Raw genomic sequence first — 16,724 nt, 5'->3', positions numbered from 1 at the left:
TTTAATTATTAATTTTGAATTAATGAAATTTTCTACAGAAGAGCTAATAGAGGGAATACAGTCAGGAAACAAACGCCTGATTGCAAAAGCTATTACATTGGTTGAAAGTAAGAAAGCAGAGCACAGAGCCCAGGCAGAAGAGCTTTTGAAGAAAATTATGCCTCTTACCGGAAACTCTGTGAGGGTAGGAGTAACGGGTGTTCCCGGAGCAGGAAAATCTACCTTTATAGAAAACTTTGGTCGCCTGGTTATTGCTCAGGGAAAAAAGGTTGCTGTTTTGGCTATTGACCCAAGCTCGGCTATCAACAAAGGAAGTATTCTGGGGGATAAAACCAGAATGGAGGAACTTGCCAAAGAAGAAAATGCATTCATTCGTCCTTCTCCTAGTTCAGGATTTCTGGGAGGAGTAGCCAATACTACTTTTGAAACCATGATGATCTGCGAAGCTGCAGGCTATGACTATGTTTTAATAGAAACTGTAGGAGTAGGGCAATCAGAAGTTCTGGTGGCTGATATTACCGATGTCTTCTTATTCCTTAAAATCATTGGAGGAGGAGATGAACTTCAGGGAATAAAACGAGGGATCATGGAAATGGTAGATCTTATCTTCATCAATAAAGTAGATCAGGACAATCTTCAGAAAGCGAAAAATACAAGACTTGAATTAAAAAGAGCTCTAGACTTTATTCCGCCTAAAGAAAAAGGATGGAAGATTCCAGTTTTACTAGGTTCTGCACTTCATAATCAAGGATTACAGGAAGTTTATGATACAATATTCGAATTTATTGATCTGAAAAAGAAAAGCGGCCGTTTTGAAGAAATCCGTGTTCAGCAGGCTGAAAAACGATTTGAATATTGGGTTCAGGAATATATTTTATCCCTGATGAAAAAAAGTAATGCTGTGGAGGAAGCTTATCATATGCACAAAAAAAATGCTTCAGCCATGGTTTCCAATCCAAGTACTGAAGCAAAATTATTTGTTGAAAAATTTTTATCGAACGAAAACAGGGATTAAAGTTTCTCTTTGTCCTGTTTTACCTCAGTTTTAGAAATGTATCCATCATAAGTAATGGGCTGTCTGTCACTACTTCTCATAGAAACGAAAGCTTTTCCGTTTTTAAATACTTCAATATTAACTTCGTCTACGTTTCTTACATCTTTAGGTTTGAACTTAAAAGTCCAGGTTCCTTTTTTATTCTGAGTTTTAGTTACCGTAAAATCTTTTGAAGTAAATCGGTAGCTGTTATCACTGGCACTTCCAAAAGTTGGATTGAACATCCTTCCAAAATAAGGCAACACTACATCCAGTGTATTTTTACTGACATCAATGGTATAATCTCCATTCAGATTCAACATTCTTGTTGCTGTGGCATTAGGCATTGAATTCATGACATTAATAACATCATAATTCGTAGGATTGGCTCTTTGTGCATAGAACGTAAATTCCTGGGAATTCACCAAAGTGTCCACTGTTTTCGGATCTAATGAACCTTGTGAAGCACAGCTCTGAAATAAGAACAGGAATCCAAAAATCATCAGTAAAGAAATATACTTTTTCATAATGATATAATTATTAAATTTAAACAGCAAAATGTATGCAAATATATTCTTTCTGAAATATTTTGGAATAAAAATTGTTAAGGTTGAATTATTAACACTCAAACTATGAAAGTTACACATCTATTTGGAATGGGAGCTATTGCTCTGTCGGCTGTTGCCTGTACTACAAACCCGATTACGGGGAGGTCTTCTTTACAGCTGGCCAACAATTCGGAAATTTTAACAATGTCTTCACAGGAATATAGAACGACATTGTCTAAAGGTAAAGTGATTACCGGTACAGCAGATGCAAAGAGAGTGGTAAATGTAGGAAACAGAATTAAAAATGCAGCAGAAAGATATTATCAGAGTATTGGAAGATCAGCAGATCTTGCAAGCTACAGCTGGGAATTTAATCTTTTGCAGAGCAATGAGCTGAACGCCTGGTGTATGCCTGGTGGAAAAGTTGCAGTCTATACGGGAATATTACCGGTAACAAAAGACGATAACGGACTTGCAGTTGTAATGGGACATGAAGTTTCTCACGCGCTGGCAGGCCATGGAAACGAAAGAATTTCTCAGGCAATGGTTGCTCAGTATGGAGGGGCAATCCTGGGAGGAACAATCTCAAATTCACAATGGGCAAGTGTTTTCCAGAAGGTTTACCCTATCGGTTCACAGGTTGCTTTATTGAAATACGGAAGAGGTCAGGAATCTGAGGCAGATGAAATGGGGCTTTACCTGATGTCTATGGCAGGATATGATCCAAGAGCAGCCATTCCTTTCTGGAACAGAATGGAAGCCGCATCTACAGGAGCAAGACAGCCTGAGTTCTTATCTACCCACCCGAATCCGGAAACAAGAATTTCAGATATCAACAAAGATCTTCCGAAAGCTTTAGAATATTATAAGGCTGCGGGAGGAAAATTATAATTAGAATTTTAATCTTGAGTAAGGCCTTATTAAATTTTTAGTAAATTTGGTAAGGCTTTTTTATGTAACCACCTAAACACAATATTATGAAGAGTTTATCAATTACCGGACTTATCCTTTTAGCTGTTTCTGCATTACTTTTCTATTTAACAACCGATTTTGCCGTAGAACAAATAAAAATTTCTCACATTATGGGAATCATGGCGGGAATCGGGATCGGCCTTATCATTGGAGGAATGGTAGGCTATGTAAGTAAAGGAAGCGCTATAAAAGCGGAACAGAAGAAAAAAGAATTCAAACAGCTGCAGAAAGACAAAGAAGAGCTTGAAAAACAAGCTGCAGAAATTGCAAAACGCCAGGCTGAACTTGAAGCACAAAATAAAAACCCTCAAATTTAAATTTGAGGGTTTAAAGTTGTTATTTTCAATAATTCATTAGAATTTATATCCTAAACCTACCATAAACAAATTAGGTCTGTTATCATATCTGATTTCCGAACCGGAAACTTTGTTGATGAAATTTCTTTCGTCTTTGCTGAAAGCGCCCTCATATCTGGCATTTACAATAAGCTTTTTGATTTCAAGCTGCGCACCGAACTGGTATCCTACTGTAAAGTCATTTTTAGCATTTTCTTTGAAATCGTTGTAAGTATTGTCTTTATTTAAGTTAAAACTTCCTACAGGTCCTACAAAAACGCCCAGCATATTCCCTAAAAGATTATATCCTAAAAGAACCGGAACATCGATACGGTTGCTTTTTACATCAAAAGTAGTGTTCTCTGTAGTAAACTCATTTTTGAAGTGAGTGTAATAGATTTCCGGCATCACAAACAAGGAAGTAGGAAGACCTACTTTTAATGAAAGCCCAACATTGAAACCTACATTATTTTTACCTGTTCCTTCAATCGCATCATTCACTGTTCCTTTAATATTGGACCATGAAGGAGAGCCTGTCGGAAAAATTAAGTTGGCTTTACCTGCCAGTGAAATCTGTGCAGAAGCCCACATTGAAAACCCTAATAACGCTATACTAAGTACCTTTTTCATTATCGTCTATTTTTGTATTTGTCGTTTCAATCGTTTTATTATTCTCTAGTAAATATTCTCTCAGCTCTTTAAACAGTTCTGAAGAATAAACGAAGTCAATCAGATTTTTATTGCCTGCAGTAATCAGAATGTCTTTGTTGCCTTCCCATTCTTTGATTCCCAGTCTTAGGTATACAATTTTCTCGCCAATCGTCATTACAGAGTTCATATCGTGAGTATTGACAATGGTTGTGGTGTTGTATTCCTTTGTGATCTCGTAAAGAAGATCATCTATTACTTTTGATGTATAGGGATCAAGTCCCGAATTGGGTTCATCACAGAACAAATATTTGGGATTGTTTACAATTGCTCTCGCAATAGCAACCCTTTTCTGCATTCCCCCTGAAATTTCAGAAGGATATTTCTTTTCAGCTTTATCAAGGTGTACTCTTCCTATTACTTCAAAAACCCTTTTCTTTTTTTCTCTGTAGGTAAGATTGGTAAACATGTCAAGAGGAAACATAATGTTTTCTTCAACAGTTAAAGAATCAAATAATGCACTTCCCTGGAATACGGTTCCGATTTCTGAACGGAGATGTTGTTTTTCATCTCTGGTCATCGTATTAATATCTTTCCCATCAAACAGGATTTCTCCTGATGAAGGCATATAAACATTCAATAAACTTTTTAGAAAAACGGTTTTCCCGGAACCACTCTGCCCAATAATTAAGTTTACTTTTCCTTTATCAAATGAAGTTGAAATTCCCTTAAGCACTTCAACATCATCAAAACTTTTCTTAAGATCTTTTACCTCAATCATCAGCTTAATATTAATTGGGTTAAAATTAATTCAGAGATAATAATGAACACCATTGTCCATACTACGGCCTGTGTACTGGCTCTACCTACTTCCAAAGATCCTCCTTTTACATTATATCCGAAGTAGGAAGGTACTGTTGCAATGATAAAAGCGAAAACAGTGGTTTTGGTAAATGCATAATAAATGAATAAATTAGGCATATACATTTGAATACCAACAATATAGTCGTTTTCTGTCCAGTTGCCTGTTAAAATTCCTGCAATATATCCTCCGAGAATACCAAATACAATACTGATGGCAATAAGCAGAGGATTAAAAATCATACAAGCGATAATTTTGGGAAATATGAGGAAGTTGGGTGAATTTACTCCCATAATATCCAATGCATCAATTTGCTCTGAAACCCTCATCGTTCCAATACTGGAAGCAATATATGATCCTACTTTACCGGCCAGAATAAGGCTGATGATGGTAGGGGCAAATTCCAATACCAATACTGCTTTTGTAGCGTATCCTACAAATGATGGAGGAATAGGAAAGGAAGAGGCGTCAAAGTTGTTGAACATCTGAATAGCAACTACAGCCCCCACAAAGATTGATGTGAAGACGACAAGCCCGAAAGAATTTACTCCCAAATCATTAATTTCTCTCATGAACAGCTTCCAGAATACTCTCATTTTCTGAGGTTTCTGCAGGGATTTTCCCAAGAGGATAATGTATTCCCCTATCGCTGTGAAAAACTTTTTTAACATACTGCTAAATTAGACTTTTTTATTTAATTGGGCTAGGGTCAAGAATAAGACCAAAGCTTGGTTTTGTGTTAAAATTATTTCAATATTTTTGTTATTCCGTTCTTCATTTTGCATTTTTATCTCCTCCAATCACCAATAAAACGGTTTTTAAAATAATAACCAGATCAAGTACGAAACTCCAGTTTCTTACATAGAAAGCATCTGCCAGAACTCTTTTTTTCATTTCTACTTCCACATCTCCGAAGTCACCACGCAGTCCATTTACTTGTGCTAGTCCGGTAATACCAGGACTTACCATACTTCTCAGACTGTATCTGCCGATTTTAGGTTTGTAATAATTGTCGACAGCCAGCATGTGAGGACGCGGGCCTACCACAGACATTTCTCCTCTCAGCACATTGATGAATTGAGGAAGTTCATCAAGACTGGTTTTTCTTAAAAACTTACCCACTCTGGTAATTCTGGAATCATTGACAGAGGTGGTTTTGGTTGTAGATTCATCATTGACAACCATTGTTCTGAATTTAATACAATTGAAAACCTCTTCATGAAAGCCGTATCTCTTCTGAATGAAAAATACTGGACCTTTGGAAGTTGTTTTGATTAAAATAGCAATGATTGGGAATACCCACGAGCAGATTAAAACCAATATAATAACAGAAAAGAAAATATCAAATGTCCTTTTCATCAGGAAATTAGAAAAATAATCTAATGGATATCTGGCCTGATTAAGGACGGGCTGGGTCTGTATATAGCCAAGGTCATAAAGGAAAAAATCGCTTTGGGTGATACTTGGAATCAGTGAAATGTGAATCTTATGATCTTCGGCCAGTCTGAAAATTTCATTTTCCATTGCTTCGTCATAGGAGTTTTCCATCGATAAAAATAAGGTGTGGATTCCGTTCTTTTTCCAGAAATCTACCAGTTCACTGATCTTCACCGCGGTATGTTCGTATTCAAATATTCTGTATCCATAATCTTTACGGTCTGTAAAGATATTCTTCAAAATTTCTGTGGAATGGTTGTCTCCTAAAAACATGACATTCCTGTAATTGGCACCAAGAGACCGTAAATATTTGATTGCAAAATATACTAATGATTTTGCAAGAAAGATGGCAATAAAAAGGTAAAGGGAAAGCCAGTAAATATCCGAATTGAAAAATACATTCTTACTTACCTTTCCTATAAGCAGCACTCCCAGTATAAAAAACAGGAAATGAATTAAAAGCCGTTCAAGAAACAGGGTATAAGTGAGGTTTCTCGGGATATTGTATATTTTTGTCCTACCACTTAATAGTACCCAGAACAAAAACAACAGAACCAGAGAAAAACTATTCTGATACCAGGTTTCTTTATTGTATTTTAAACTTTCATTTCTGCTTATAAAAAAGAATATGAAGATAGATGCAATAACCATGAGGTCAAGCAACATAATGATTGATTTCAGGTATCTAGAGTATCGAATTCTCTGCATCTATCGGTATTATAGCGAATAAGCCCGGCTAATTTACACTTTTTTACGGGATATTCAGATATTTGTGCGTCTGAACAGAAGCCTGCCATTCAGGGTTTTCCAGAATGAAATCTGTGATCTTGGGATACATGTCGTTTCTTTTGCTCCATTCACTCTGAAGATAAAGCTTACAGTTTTCAGAAACTTTTGCAGCCTGTTCCTGAGCAAAAGTAAAATCATGCTGATTGAAAATAATGACTTTAAGCTCATTGGCCTTTTGATAGATCTCTTCTTTAGGAAGTCCTGTTTTCTTAGGGGAGAGAGTAATCCAGTCCAGTTGCCCGCTCATAGGATACGCTCCTGACGTTTCGATGTGCACTGTACATCCCAATTCTTTCAGTTTGGAGGTCAGGATATCTAAATTCCACATTAAAGGTTCACCGCCGGTCAATACAATTGTTTTACAGTGTCTGGCAGCTGTTTCTGCAATTTCTTCTGCATTCATCAAAGGGTGGAGTTCCGGATCCCAGCTTTCTTTTACATCACACCAGTGACATCCAACATCACAACCTCCCAGCCTGATAAAATAGGCGGCTTTTCCGGTATGTGCTCCTTCTCCCTGTAAAGTGTAAAAATGCTCCATCACAGGGAGCATTTTACCTTCTCTTAATAAAATATCTTCTTCTTTATTCATTTTAAAATTAGTCGTTATAGACCGAAGTTTTGTAAGCAATGATGGTGTTTTTCATCAGCATCGCTCTTGTCATTGGGCCTACTCCTCCAGGTACGGGAGTGATCCAGCTTGCTTTGGCAGCACAGCTGTCAAAATCCACATCACCTGCAAGATAATATCCTTTTGGAGAGTCATTATCTACTCTTGTAATACCCACGTCAACAATTACTGCTCCTTCCTTGATCATATCTCCTTTTAAGAAATGTGGATCTCCCAAAGCGGTAATGACGATGTCTGCTTTTCTTGTATATTCTTCGATGTCTTTCGTGTATGAGTGTGTAAGGGTAACAGTAGAGTTTCCAGGGAAATCTTTTCTTCCCATCAAAATACTCATTGGTCTTCCTACAATTTTACTTCTTCCGATAATGACACAGTCTTTTCCTTTCGTTTCAATATTATATCTTTCCAATAAAGTTAAGATCCCGAAAGGAGTTGCCGGTAAGAAAGTATCCATTTCAAGAGCCATTTTACCGAAGTTTTCCGGGTGGAAACCATCCACATCTTTTCTAGGGTCAATAGCATTGATGATCTTTTCCTGATCAATCTGATCTGGTAAAGGCAGCTGAACGATAAATCCGTCTACTGCTTTAGACTTATTAAGCTCGTCAATTTTTTCCAATAGTTCAGATTCAGAAACAGTGCTTGGAAACTTGATTAAGCTGGATTGAAATCCTACTTCCTCACAGTCTTTCACTTTAGAGTTTACATAGGCCTTGCTAGCTCCGTTATTTCCTACAAGAATAGCCACCAAGTGCGGAGCTCTTCTTTTGCTTGCGAGAATCTTTTCTACTTCTACCTTGATCTCCGCTTTAATTTCCTTGGATACTTTAAGTCCGTCAAGAATTTCTGCCATTTTTACTTTTTTACTTTATAGATTTACTTTTACTTTCTTTTTACTTACTATTTATTTTCTTTATAGTAATTGATCAATCCGTTGGTAGAGCTGTCATGAGAGCTTATTGCTTCATTATTTTCAAGCTCAGGAAGGATTTTATTGGCTAATACTTTTCCTAATTCTACCCCAAACTGGTCAAAGCTGAAAATATTCCAGATGACACCCTGAACGAAAATTTTGTGTTCGTAAAGGGCGATCAATTGACCTAATGAGAAAGGAGTTAATTCTTTGAATAATATAGAGTTAGTTGGAGTGTTTCCATGGAAGACTTTGAAATTGATCAGTCTGTCTATTTCTTCATCAGATTTACCCGAATTTCTAAGCTCTTCTTCCACTTCTTCTTCCAGTTTTCCGAAGGCAAGAGCCTCAGTCTGAGCGAAAAAGTTAGCTAATAGCTTGTCCTGGTGATCAGAAACATGGTTCGGGCTTTTTGCATAGGCAATAAAATCTGCCGGAATCAATTCTGTTCCCTGATGGATTAACTGATAGAATGCATGTTGTCCATTGGTTCCAGGTTCTCCCCAGATGATCGGTCCCGTTTCATATTCTACGAATTCACCATTTCTGTCTACACACTTTCCATTACTTTCCATATCTCCCTGCTGAAGATACGCTGCAAATCTGTCCAGATATTGAGAATAAGGTAAGATGGCATAAGTGGTTGCTGCATAAAAATTACGGTACCAGATTCCTAAAAGTCCCATTAATACGGGAACATTTTCAGAGAATTCTGCTGTCTGGAAGTGTTGGTCTGTATCAAAAGCACCTCTTAAAAGCTGCTCAAAGTTTTCATATCCTACAGAAAGTACAATACTTAATCCGATAGCACTCCAAAGAGAATATCTTCCGCCTACCCAGTCCCAGAATTCAAAAATATTTTCTTCTGCGATTCCAAACTTCTTAACTTCTTCAATATTAGTAGATAAAGCAACGAAATGTTTTGCTACATCTTCCTGTTTTCCTGCTTTCAGAAACCAGTCTTTAGCTGAATTGGCATTCGTCATTGTTTCCTGAGTCGTAAATGTCTTGGAAGCAATGATGAATAAAGTAGTTTCAGGATTTAAATCTTTTACTACTTCTGCGATATGATTTCCGTCCACGTTGGAAACAAAGTGAGCGTTTAATCTTGTTTTAAAATGCTTTAAAGCTGAACAAACCATAACAGGACCTAAATCTGATCCTCCGATTCCGATGTTGACTACATCTGTAATCTCTTTTCCGCTGAAACCTTTATGTTCTCCTGAAATAATCTTCTCAGAAAAAGATTTCATATGCTCAAGAACTCTCTTGATCTGTGGTTTGATATTTTCTCCATCTACGATAATTTCACGGTCGGAGAAATCTCTTAAGGCGGTATGAAGAACAGCTCTCCCTTCTGTTTCATTGATTTTATCTCCTGAGAACATTTTGGAAATAGCATCTTTTAACTGGCTTTCTTCAGCAAGTTGTAGTAAAAGATTCTTTGTTCTTGAATCGATTAAATTTTTAGAATAATCAAAAAGATAATTGTCCTTTTGTAGAGAAAACTCATTAAAACGATTCGGGTTATACTGGAAAAGAGTTCTAAGATCAAAGTCATTTCCACCGAAGTGTTCGTCAAGTGCTTTCCAGCTGCTAGTTTGTGTTGGATTTATTTTTGATAGCATATTACAGAATTTTTATCAATCAGAAGATCATATATCGGATGAGAATAGGTCATAATCCATAATGATTTATTTCTGATTTGCAAATTTACGGAAAAATAAAACCTCTGATAAATTTGAAGACGATAAATAACATTTTTTTAAAAAACAAAACCCCAGAACAGGTCTGAGGTTTTGTAAAATGTGTTTTGTGGTAGGAGTTTTCAATACTATTCATCCATTTCGTTCAGAATGTTTTCCAATTGTTTTGCGCTTCCTCCATAGATGTATTTTGTCCATAGAACAATGCTGGTTATAAACCCTAACGTTCCTATCAGTACTGCAATGATTAATCCCTGTTGAAGAGAAGCAGACAGTTCTGGTAAAGACTTTCCCTGCTCTTTCATCGTATTGTAGATAACCAGTCCAATAGTAATAAGTAAATGTGGAAGTAATAAAAATCCAAAAGACTGATATCTTTCCATATTCAGACGAAGTTCATGATATATTTTCCAAAGACTGTTTTTGGTGTTTCCTGTATAAAGTTCTGTCTGCTTGTAGAATTTATAAAATCCTAGCAGATAGTATGAAGAGATAACCACCATCATCGTATAGGATACATAATAAATAATGTACTGTGAATGAGGGAATTTGAACTGTAAAGGGAAAAAAGCGATCAGAATGATGGCCAGAATCTGCATAGGAAATTCTTTCTTCATGTTTTTCTGGATTTTTTCTATAGGGTGTTTGCTTTCCTTTAATTGCTTTATGGTATCAGGAATATGGACATCGCTGTCTTCTTTATTCCACTGTTCTTTTAATTGATCAAAATTCATAACCTGATTTTTTTATGATTTGCTGTATTTTTTCTTTTGTTCTATTGAGTTTTACTCGCGCGTTGCCTTCACTAAGTCCTAAATTATTCCCTATTTCTTTGTGAGACATCCCTTCCATGAAATAAAATATGACGGCTTTTTCCAGAGAGTTCAGTTCCTGAACGGCCCTGTAGAAAATTTCCAGCTGCCTGTCTTTGGTGGGATTATAATCTTCCTGCTGAACTTCAAAGTGCGAAGGAGCATCTGTGTGATTATTAGATCTTTGCTTTTCCTTTTTTAAATAGGTAATTGCAGTATTGATGGCAACCCGGTACATCCATGTGGAAAACTCACTATTGCCTTTGAAATTCTGGTAGGACTTCCAAAGCTGGATTAGGATTTCCTGCTGCAGGTCTTCCCGGTCTTCTACGGAATCTGCATAGATCCTTGAAGCTTTATATAAAATGCCCTTGTGCTGGTTGACGAGCTTTAAAAAAGCGGTTTCAGTTGGATTGCTCACAATCGTTTCATGGTTTGGTTATAATTATAAGCTTGATACAGGTTTTACCTTGTAGCCTTTTGCCTGTAGAAGAGGAATAATTCCGTTTTCACCCATAAGATGAGAGCCTCCAACGGCAAAGAAAGAACTTTCTTTTTTCATCATGTCCGGCATTACTTTTACCCAATTTTGATTTCTGTTGGTCAGCATGGCTTTTTCCTGTCGGGCATTCATGAATCTTTCATCCTTAAAAAGACTGTAAAGAGATTGTACATTTTCATTTTTAAAAGCTTCAATCATCTTTCTGAACAATATTTGATATTCCTTATCCATTTTCAGTTGAGCAATAGTGCTTTTCAGATCATACGCTTCATTGATTGATTTCATCTGATCTTCCACTTTTTCAAGTCCTTTGATGCTTTTTTTATCTTTTATTGCTTTCTGAAGAAGTTCCATTTCGTAAAGCTTTACTTCCGTCTGAGGGCAGGGGATTGCTTTGGTAGAAAGAAGAGCATACAATGCCTGAGGGCTTGAAGAATCTATACTTTTCAGATCCGTTCCGTAATTGGCAAGAACAGTATTCAGCTCTTTAGCTTCTTCGGGAGAAAGCTGATCCGATATTTTTTTATCTGCTTTAAACATTTTCTGTAATGACATCATTTCAGCGGGATCTGTATAATTGATTTCCATAACAAAGTTGTCAGATTTCTCAAGCGCTTTCAATACCTTAGATTTGATCTCAAAATCTTTACTGCATAAGATATGAAAAGTTCCGGTAATATAAGAAGGCTTCGAAAGTCCGTTGCCGGATATTTCCCAAAGCAGGCTGTTTTCTTTGTTTTTACTTTGTGCGTTGGCTGTTATGAAATTCAATGACAGTAATGCTGCGAATCCAAGTTTTATTAAATTTCTCATTGTATTAATTTTTTTGATTTTCTGTTCTTTTAAACAGTAGGTAAAGCAGGCATTACAATCGTTACAATTTTTTTCAAAAAAAGATAAAAACCTCCTGAAAACAGGAGGCTGTAAAATCTAAAATTATAATGATAACCAATTGGTTAGGATGGTTTTTTTATTCCGGGTTTTTTGGATATTCAGGTTTTGAAATTTTTCTTTTTCTTAAAAAATAGAAGATTGCAGCAGCAATTAATAGGAGTGGCCATACATTGATAAGCCCCACAATAATTCTCTGAATCAGATAAAAACCGTATACAAAGCCATCTTTAGCATCATAGATGAAATTGTATTTATACTTATTATCAATACTTGTAGTGTTGGTAACAGCAATTTCTGCAATACGCAACTGAGGTTCTTTGATGTAAATGTCAATCGTGCTGTATTTCAGATCATCCGTCATGTTCATGCTGGAAAGCTTTTGAAGATTTGCTTCAGACATATTCTCATCATCCAGCGTTACTTTATCTTTATTTGTTTTCAGCTTGCTGATGTTCTCAGAAGTTTTTTGATTTCTTTTCCCTTCTAGTTCAGAATACTTGATGTTGGCCGTAACATCCTCAGCATTGATGGATCTTGAATTAAGAAATAATTTATTGGTATTGATCGCTGTCAATAATTCTCCCAGTTTTTCCGTTGGAATACGTACCTGCATTCTGTTCTCTGTCTGGTATTTTTTAACCAGCATCGCCTTTTCATTGGATGTGTTGTAGGTGTTTTCAGAAACAACGTTACTTTGAAGATTACTATTGGTAACAAATCCTCCAAGCTCCTGAACCGATTTTTCAATAGCAATCGTTGCATTATACACATCTTTTACTTCCATGTTCACATCAGCTGTTTTGATGAACTGTTTGTCTTTTACTTTCATTTCTGCAACGGATGAAATACTGTCGGAAACAATAGCAGAAGCAGAATCTGTTGTAGCATATGCTTCAAGGTCTGTTGAAGCTACTTCTCCTTTTTTACATGAATAAATTCCTAATAAAAGTATAGCTGACAGAGATAATTTAATGTAAGTGGTTTTCATAGCGCTGATTTTTGTTGTTTTGCTTGAGTCAAAGTTCAGTCAGGATCTTTTGTAACACTTGAAAATCAAAAGTAAAAACCTTGTAAACAAAATTTTCGGTTTTAATGAATTGAAATATAGTATTTTGTAAAATAAACTTGAGCTTCAGCCATTGCTTTCGGAGCAGTTTTTGCTTATCTTTTACAAACCAAAACTACAATCTATCACTATGTCAAATACTTTTTCCAAAATCCGAAACGCAATAGGATTATTCACATCTATAGATTTTGATCAGCTGAGCGCCATTTCTCAAAAAGTAGATTTGCCAAAACTGATGCATAATTTTTCAAAACTGGATGATAAACAGCTTTCCGGGCTTATGAAAATGCTTGATCCCGAAAAGAAAAAGAAAGAGCTTCCACCCATTGACGGAGATTTTTATGATATCTACCATACTCTTACTCCCGAACAGCGTGAAATTCAGCTGAAAGTAAGAGCGTTCATGGAAAAAGAAGTCAAGCCTCTGGTCAATCACTACTGGCTCAGAGATGAATTTCCTTTTGAACTGATCCCAAAATTTCAAAAACTGGATATCTGCGGGGTTACTTATGAAGGGTATGGCTGTCCGGGAATGCCTTTCCTGATGGAAGGTGTTATTGCCATGGAGATGGCAAGAGTAGATGCTTCTATTGCCACTTTTTTCGGAGTACAATCCGGACTGGCAATGGGTTCTATTTATATCTGCGGATCGGAAGAACAGAAGCAAAAATGGCTTCCGCAGATGCAGAAATTTGAAAAAATTGGTGCCTTTGGACTTACGGAGCCCGAAGTTGGATCAGGAGCAGCAGGCGGACTTACGGTAACCTGTAAAAAAACACCTGAAGGCTGGATTCTTAATGGTCAGAAAAAATGGATCGGAAATGCTACTTTCGCTGATCTAATCATTATCTGGGCAAGAGATCTGGATAGCGGAGAAGTGAAAGGTTTTATTGTAGAAAAAGATAATCCGGGATATTCCGTAGAAAAGATCAAAGGAAAAATGGCGTTAAGAATTGTTCAGAACGGATTGATTACCTTAAAAGACTGTCTCGTTACCGAAGAAAACCGTCTGCAGAATGCCAATTCCTTTAAAGATACAGGAAAAGTACTGAGAATGACAAGAGCTGGAGTAGCATGGATGGCCACAGGTTGTGCACGCGGAGCTTACGAAAGTGCTTTGGATTATACCCGAAAAAGAGAACAGTTTGGAAGACCTATTGCCTCATTCCAAATGATTCAGGGACATCTGGTGGAAATGTTGTCCAATCTTACCGCTATGCAGACAATGGTTTTCAGACTGTCTGAAATGCAGGATGAAGGAATTTTAAAAGATGAACATGCTTCTTTAGCCAAAGTTTTCTGTACCCTCAGAACAAGAGACATTGTTTCCAGAGCAAGAGAAGTAATGGGAGGAAACGGAATTCTGCTTGAGTACGATGTGGCCCGGTTTGTTGCCGATGCAGAAGCCATTTATTCTTACGAAGGAACAAAAGAAATCAACTCGCTCATCGTAGGACGATCGATAACAGGTTTCAGTGCTTTCGTATAGGTGACGGGTAGCAGATGGCAGGTAATAGGTTGTAGGTGCTGCAACCTGCAACCTATCATCTGCCGCCTTATGAAACTAAATGTTTATATTTTTCCTTGTTGTCAATAATCATCCAAAGATTGATCAGAAACATTACTCCGGCAATACTCATTCCCATAGGAGATTTATCCATTGTGAAAACATGCGTGACAATTCCTACCATGACAGGTAAAATAACAATGGCACCTAATGCTCTTGTTTTTGGGAAAATAAATAATAACCCGCCAATAACTTCTACAATGCCCACTAATGGCATCAGCCAGCTGATTTCTCCAAAAGCAGCGAAAAGTTTCATTTGTTCTGGAGTAGGTTTCTCCATGGGCATATAATTAAAAAACTTGTTTAATCCGGCATTAATAAACATAAGCCCGAAAAGTAAACATAAAATGAATTTTACTGTTTTCATGTTTGGTGATTTTATACCAAATGTAAAATAAAAATAGGATTCTTTGATTGTATTTTTATAAAAAATGTATAATTAATGTTAATGATAGGTTAATGTTGTGTTTTGGACAATTTCATTGTTTATATTTGATATTCAAACTAAACTAATACTATTATGTTGAAAAATCTTAAAAAATTAAACCGTACGGATTTGAGAGAAATCCAAGGAGGCGGAGGTGTTGGAAAATGTGATATAGGACCTATAGGATGTCCTTGTAAAATTCCACCAGGTGATCCTTGTTTAGGTGGCCCGGGTGGAGATCCTAGTGGACCTTCTTATGGATATTGTCCTGACAGTCAATCTTATATTCTTTGTACGGAAACGTGTCCAAATGGAATGAGCCCTTTGTGTGCTCTTCCATAAATAATATAAAAAAGACTGTCTCGAAAAAGGCAGTCTTTTTATTTAAAGTTACGAGTATACCAATGAGTACCCATTGCTTATTACTCATTACTCATATTCTAGTCCATTTCCTTCAAAGTGATATTCTTGGAAATTTTGTAGCTTTTTTTCCTCTTATGAGGTTTGGGCTCTTCTCCTAGCAATCTTCCCCAAGGTTTTAGATCGTCTACTCTTTCACAGATAATTTTTATAATCGCAATCGCTGGAATGCACAGGAACATTCCTGCAATTCCCCAAAGATGTTCTCCTAAAAGGATTCCAATAAAAGAAAATAGAGCGTTGATCTTTACTTTAGAGCCCACCACAAATGGTAGGACAATATTTCCATCTACAGCATGAATGGCAATATACCCTAAGGCAACATAAATACAGGTTGAAGGCATAGAAGTAGCAAACGCTATAAAACAGGAAATGAGAAGAGAAATAAAAATTCCCAGATACGGAATAACGTTTAATAATCCTGTGAGAACTCCTAAAAGGATAGCATATTTCACTCCCAGAATGGTAAGGAGCGTGGAAGTAAGAACAGATACAATAATCACCTGAAGGAAAAGCCCGAAGATATACTTCTTGGTCATGATTCTAATTTCGTTTACAGCTTCCTGTACACTTGCTTTATGTCTTTCATTGAAAACTGTAACGATAAAATTGTTTAAAAGTCTTCTGTAATTTAAAATAAAGATAAAAAAAAGGGTGAAAAATATAATAAATCCGAATCCGGTTGAAAATATTCCAAAAGTAAATCCTAAAATGACTCCCGAAGAAGAAAGCAGTTTAGTTAATCCCTGGTTAATATAATCCACCTGTTCATCCACTTTCACATTAAATGTTTTGGAAACCCAATGCTGAAGGCTGTTAAAAACAGTCGTAAACTGTTCCTTGAGGTGTGGAAGATCCTTACTGAAGTCAGACAGCTGATTGGTAAAGAAATAAATGATACCACCTAAAATCATCAGCATAATAAATACTGAAGTCATGGTAGACATAGATCTTGGAAATCTTAACTTTCTTTCCATAAAAGTGGCTGCAGGTAAAAACAGCATTGCCATCAGGAATGCCAGGAAAAACGGAGCTAAAATACTCTGTCCCAATGCCAGAAGATAGCCAAGTCCAATGATGGAAACCACCACGAGGGTAAGCTTGACAAGGAAAGGAAGTCTAAGAAAATTCATAATCTAAAAATATGCGGTGTGGAATAAAA

Annotated in this window: 19 protein-coding genes; 5 read left to right on the top strand and 14 right to left on the bottom strand. The window is 36.5% G+C overall.

Translation table 11 applies throughout. The features are described from left to right. Positions 1–22 precede the first annotated feature (22 nt). Positions 23–1,015 (top strand): methylmalonyl Co-A mutase-associated GTPase MeaB, encoded by a 993-nt coding sequence (gene meaB / locus DEU39_RS21045; RefSeq protein WP_120233329.1) that lies wholly within the window; start codon positions 23–25, stop codon positions 1,013–1,015. On the opposite strand, the gene DEU39_RS21040 is transcribed toward meaB, so the two are convergent. Next, positions 1,012–1,560 carry a DUF4251 domain-containing protein gene (locus DEU39_RS21040; protein ID WP_120233266.1) on the bottom strand — a complete coding sequence of 183 codons (549 nt, stop codon included), beginning with the start codon at positions 1,558–1,560 and terminating at the stop codon, positions 1,012–1,014. The genes meaB and DEU39_RS21040 overlap by 4 nt on opposite strands. A 105-nt stretch (positions 1,561–1,665) precedes the next feature. Between DEU39_RS21040 and DEU39_RS21035 the strand changes: the two genes are divergently transcribed. Together DEU39_RS21035 and DEU39_RS21030 are read left to right on the top strand one after the other, a co-directional pair. Next, complete coding sequence (locus DEU39_RS21035) at positions 1,666–2,472, top strand: M48 family metallopeptidase (RefSeq protein WP_120233265.1); 807 nt, start codon at positions 1,666–1,668, stop codon at positions 2,470–2,472. A gap of 86 nt (positions 2,473–2,558) precedes the next feature. Then, positions 2,559–2,870: a hypothetical protein gene (locus DEU39_RS21030; RefSeq protein ID WP_062676041.1), complete on the top strand. Its 312-nt coding sequence runs from the start codon at positions 2,559–2,561 to the stop codon at positions 2,868–2,870. A 36-nt stretch (positions 2,871–2,906) separates the two neighbouring features. Here DEU39_RS21030 and DEU39_RS21025 read toward each other — a convergent pair whose 3' ends face one another. From DEU39_RS21025 to DEU39_RS20975, 11 genes are all read right to left on the bottom strand, one after another. Continuing rightward, positions 2,907–3,518 carry an outer membrane beta-barrel protein gene (locus DEU39_RS21025; RefSeq protein WP_062676040.1) on the bottom strand — a complete coding sequence of 204 codons (612 nt, stop codon included), beginning with the start codon at positions 3,516–3,518 and terminating at the stop codon, positions 2,907–2,909. Then, positions 3,502–4,317, bottom strand: a complete 816-nt coding sequence (locus DEU39_RS21020; RefSeq protein WP_062676039.1) for an ABC transporter ATP-binding protein — start codon at positions 4,315–4,317, stop codon at positions 3,502–3,504. Before DEU39_RS21020 ends, DEU39_RS21025 begins: the two co-directional genes overlap by 17 nt. Continuing rightward, positions 4,317–5,069, bottom strand: coding sequence for an MlaE family ABC transporter permease (locus DEU39_RS21015; RefSeq protein WP_062676038.1), 753 nt, complete (start codon positions 5,067–5,069; stop codon positions 4,317–4,319). Before DEU39_RS21015 ends, DEU39_RS21020 begins: the two co-directional genes overlap by 1 nt. A gap of 103 nt (positions 5,070–5,172) precedes the next feature. Continuing rightward, entirely contained in the window at positions 5,173–6,543 is a 1,371-nt protein-coding gene (locus DEU39_RS21010; protein ID WP_120233264.1) for an exopolysaccharide biosynthesis polyprenyl glycosylphosphotransferase, read from the bottom strand. Positions 6,544–6,586: 43 nt separating this feature from the next. Next, on the bottom strand, positions 6,587–7,216 hold the full coding sequence (locus DEU39_RS21005) for a 7-carboxy-7-deazaguanine synthase QueE (protein WP_120233263.1): 630 nt from the start codon (positions 7,214–7,216) through the stop codon (positions 6,587–6,589). A 7-nt stretch (positions 7,217–7,223) separates the two neighbouring features. After that, the gene (locus tag DEU39_RS21000; RefSeq protein ID WP_034692667.1) at positions 7,224–8,108 is read right to left on the bottom strand and encodes a bifunctional 5,10-methylenetetrahydrofolate dehydrogenase/5,10-methenyltetrahydrofolate cyclohydrolase; all 885 of its coding nucleotides are present in this window, start codon (positions 8,106–8,108) and stop codon (positions 7,224–7,226) included. Positions 8,109–8,155: 47 nt separating this feature from the next. Then, complete coding sequence (pgi, locus tag DEU39_RS20995) at positions 8,156–9,796, bottom strand: glucose-6-phosphate isomerase (protein ID WP_120233262.1); 1,641 nt, start codon at positions 9,794–9,796, stop codon at positions 8,156–8,158. A 206-nt stretch (positions 9,797–10,002) separates the two neighbouring features. Further along, on the bottom strand, positions 10,003–10,608 hold the full coding sequence (locus tag DEU39_RS20990; protein ID WP_120233261.1) for a hypothetical protein: 606 nt from the start codon (positions 10,606–10,608) through the stop codon (positions 10,003–10,005). Continuing rightward, the gene (locus DEU39_RS20985) at positions 10,598–11,032 is read right to left on the bottom strand and encodes an RNA polymerase sigma factor (RefSeq protein WP_394361698.1); all 435 of its coding nucleotides are present in this window, start codon (positions 11,030–11,032) and stop codon (positions 10,598–10,600) included. Before DEU39_RS20985 ends, DEU39_RS20990 begins: the two co-directional genes overlap by 11 nt. A gap of 99 nt (positions 11,033–11,131) precedes the next feature. Further along, positions 11,132–12,001, bottom strand: a complete 870-nt coding sequence (locus DEU39_RS20980) for a TraB/GumN family protein (protein WP_120233260.1) — start codon at positions 11,999–12,001, stop codon at positions 11,132–11,134. Positions 12,002–12,158: 157 nt separating this feature from the next. Continuing rightward, positions 12,159–13,070: a DUF4349 domain-containing protein gene (locus tag DEU39_RS20975; protein WP_120233259.1), complete on the bottom strand. Its 912-nt coding sequence runs from the start codon at positions 13,068–13,070 to the stop codon at positions 12,159–12,161. A 208-nt stretch (positions 13,071–13,278) separates the two neighbouring features. Here DEU39_RS20975 and DEU39_RS20970 point away from each other — a divergent pair, with 208 nt between their 5' ends. Further along, positions 13,279–14,637: an acyl-CoA dehydrogenase family protein gene (locus tag DEU39_RS20970; RefSeq protein ID WP_062676030.1), complete on the top strand. Its 1,359-nt coding sequence runs from the start codon at positions 13,279–13,281 to the stop codon at positions 14,635–14,637. Positions 14,638–14,704: 67 nt separating this feature from the next. Here DEU39_RS20970 and DEU39_RS20965 read toward each other — a convergent pair whose 3' ends face one another. After that, entirely contained in the window at positions 14,705–15,082 is a 378-nt protein-coding gene (locus DEU39_RS20965; protein ID WP_110009924.1) for a DoxX family protein, read from the bottom strand. A gap of 153 nt (positions 15,083–15,235) precedes the next feature. On the opposite strand from DEU39_RS20965, the gene DEU39_RS20960 reads away from it, so the two are divergent. After that, positions 15,236–15,484 carry a bacteriocin-like protein gene (locus tag DEU39_RS20960; protein ID WP_062676028.1) on the top strand — a complete coding sequence of 83 codons (249 nt, stop codon included), beginning with the start codon at positions 15,236–15,238 and terminating at the stop codon, positions 15,482–15,484. 98 nt (positions 15,485–15,582) lie between these two features. Here DEU39_RS20960 and DEU39_RS20955 read toward each other — a convergent pair whose 3' ends face one another. Further along, positions 15,583–16,695 (bottom strand): AI-2E family transporter, encoded by a 1,113-nt coding sequence (locus DEU39_RS20955; RefSeq protein ID WP_120233258.1) that lies wholly within the window; start codon positions 16,693–16,695, stop codon positions 15,583–15,585. Between the last annotated feature and the right edge of the window lie 29 nt (positions 16,696–16,724).

The sequence above is a fragment of the Chryseobacterium sp. AG363 genome (genome assembly GCF_003610675.1).
GTDB lineage: Bacteria > Bacteroidota > Bacteroidia > Flavobacteriales > Weeksellaceae > Chryseobacterium > Chryseobacterium cucumeris.
This window is presented reverse-complemented; position numbering and strand designations above follow the sequence as displayed.

What these genes read in the sequence shown, in the direction of transcription:
- meaB (WP_120233329.1), top strand. Translation starts at nt 23, where the DNA reads ATGAAATTTTCTACAGAAGAGCTAATAGAGGGAATACAGTCAGGAAAC.
- DEU39_RS21040 (WP_120233266.1), bottom strand. Translation starts at nt 1,560, where the DNA reads ATGAAAAAGTATATTTCTTTACTGATGATTTTTGGATTCCTGTTCTTA.
- DEU39_RS21035 (WP_120233265.1), top strand. Translation starts at nt 1,666, where the DNA reads ATGAAAGTTACACATCTATTTGGAATGGGAGCTATTGCTCTGTCGGCT.
- DEU39_RS21030 (WP_062676041.1), top strand. Translation starts at nt 2,559, where the DNA reads ATGAAGAGTTTATCAATTACCGGACTTATCCTTTTAGCTGTTTCTGCA.
- DEU39_RS21025 (WP_062676040.1), bottom strand. Translation starts at nt 3,518, where the DNA reads ATGAAAAAGGTACTTAGTATAGCGTTATTAGGGTTTTCAATGTGGGCT.
- DEU39_RS21020 (WP_062676039.1), bottom strand. Translation starts at nt 4,317, where the DNA reads ATGATTGAGGTAAAAGATCTTAAGAAAAGTTTTGATGATGTTGAAGTG.
- DEU39_RS21015 (WP_062676038.1), bottom strand. Translation starts at nt 5,069, where the DNA reads ATGTTAAAAAAGTTTTTCACAGCGATAGGGGAATACATTATCCTCTTG.
- DEU39_RS21010 (WP_120233264.1), bottom strand. Translation starts at nt 6,543, where the DNA reads ATGCAGAGAATTCGATACTCTAGATACCTGAAATCAATCATTATGTTG.
- DEU39_RS21005 (WP_120233263.1), bottom strand. Translation starts at nt 7,216, where the DNA reads ATGAATAAAGAAGAAGATATTTTATTAAGAGAAGGTAAAATGCTCCCT.
- DEU39_RS21000 (WP_034692667.1), bottom strand. Translation starts at nt 8,108, where the DNA reads ATGGCAGAAATTCTTGACGGACTTAAAGTATCCAAGGAAATTAAAGCG.
- pgi (WP_120233262.1), bottom strand. Translation starts at nt 9,796, where the DNA reads ATGCTATCAAAAATAAATCCAACACAAACTAGCAGCTGGAAAGCACTT.
- DEU39_RS20990 (WP_120233261.1), bottom strand. Translation starts at nt 10,608, where the DNA reads ATGAATTTTGATCAATTAAAAGAACAGTGGAATAAAGAAGACAGCGAT.
- DEU39_RS20980 (WP_120233260.1), bottom strand. Translation starts at nt 12,001, where the DNA reads ATGAGAAATTTAATAAAACTTGGATTCGCAGCATTACTGTCATTGAAT.
- DEU39_RS20975 (WP_120233259.1), bottom strand. Translation starts at nt 13,070, where the DNA reads ATGAAAACCACTTACATTAAATTATCTCTGTCAGCTATACTTTTATTA.
- DEU39_RS20970 (WP_062676030.1), top strand. Translation starts at nt 13,279, where the DNA reads ATGTCAAATACTTTTTCCAAAATCCGAAACGCAATAGGATTATTCACA.
- DEU39_RS20965 (WP_110009924.1), bottom strand. Translation starts at nt 15,082, where the DNA reads ATGAAAACAGTAAAATTCATTTTATGTTTACTTTTCGGGCTTATGTTT.
- DEU39_RS20960 (WP_062676028.1), top strand. Translation starts at nt 15,236, where the DNA reads ATGTTGAAAAATCTTAAAAAATTAAACCGTACGGATTTGAGAGAAATC.
- DEU39_RS20955 (WP_120233258.1), bottom strand. Translation starts at nt 16,695, where the DNA reads ATGAATTTTCTTAGACTTCCTTTCCTTGTCAAGCTTACCCTCGTGGTG.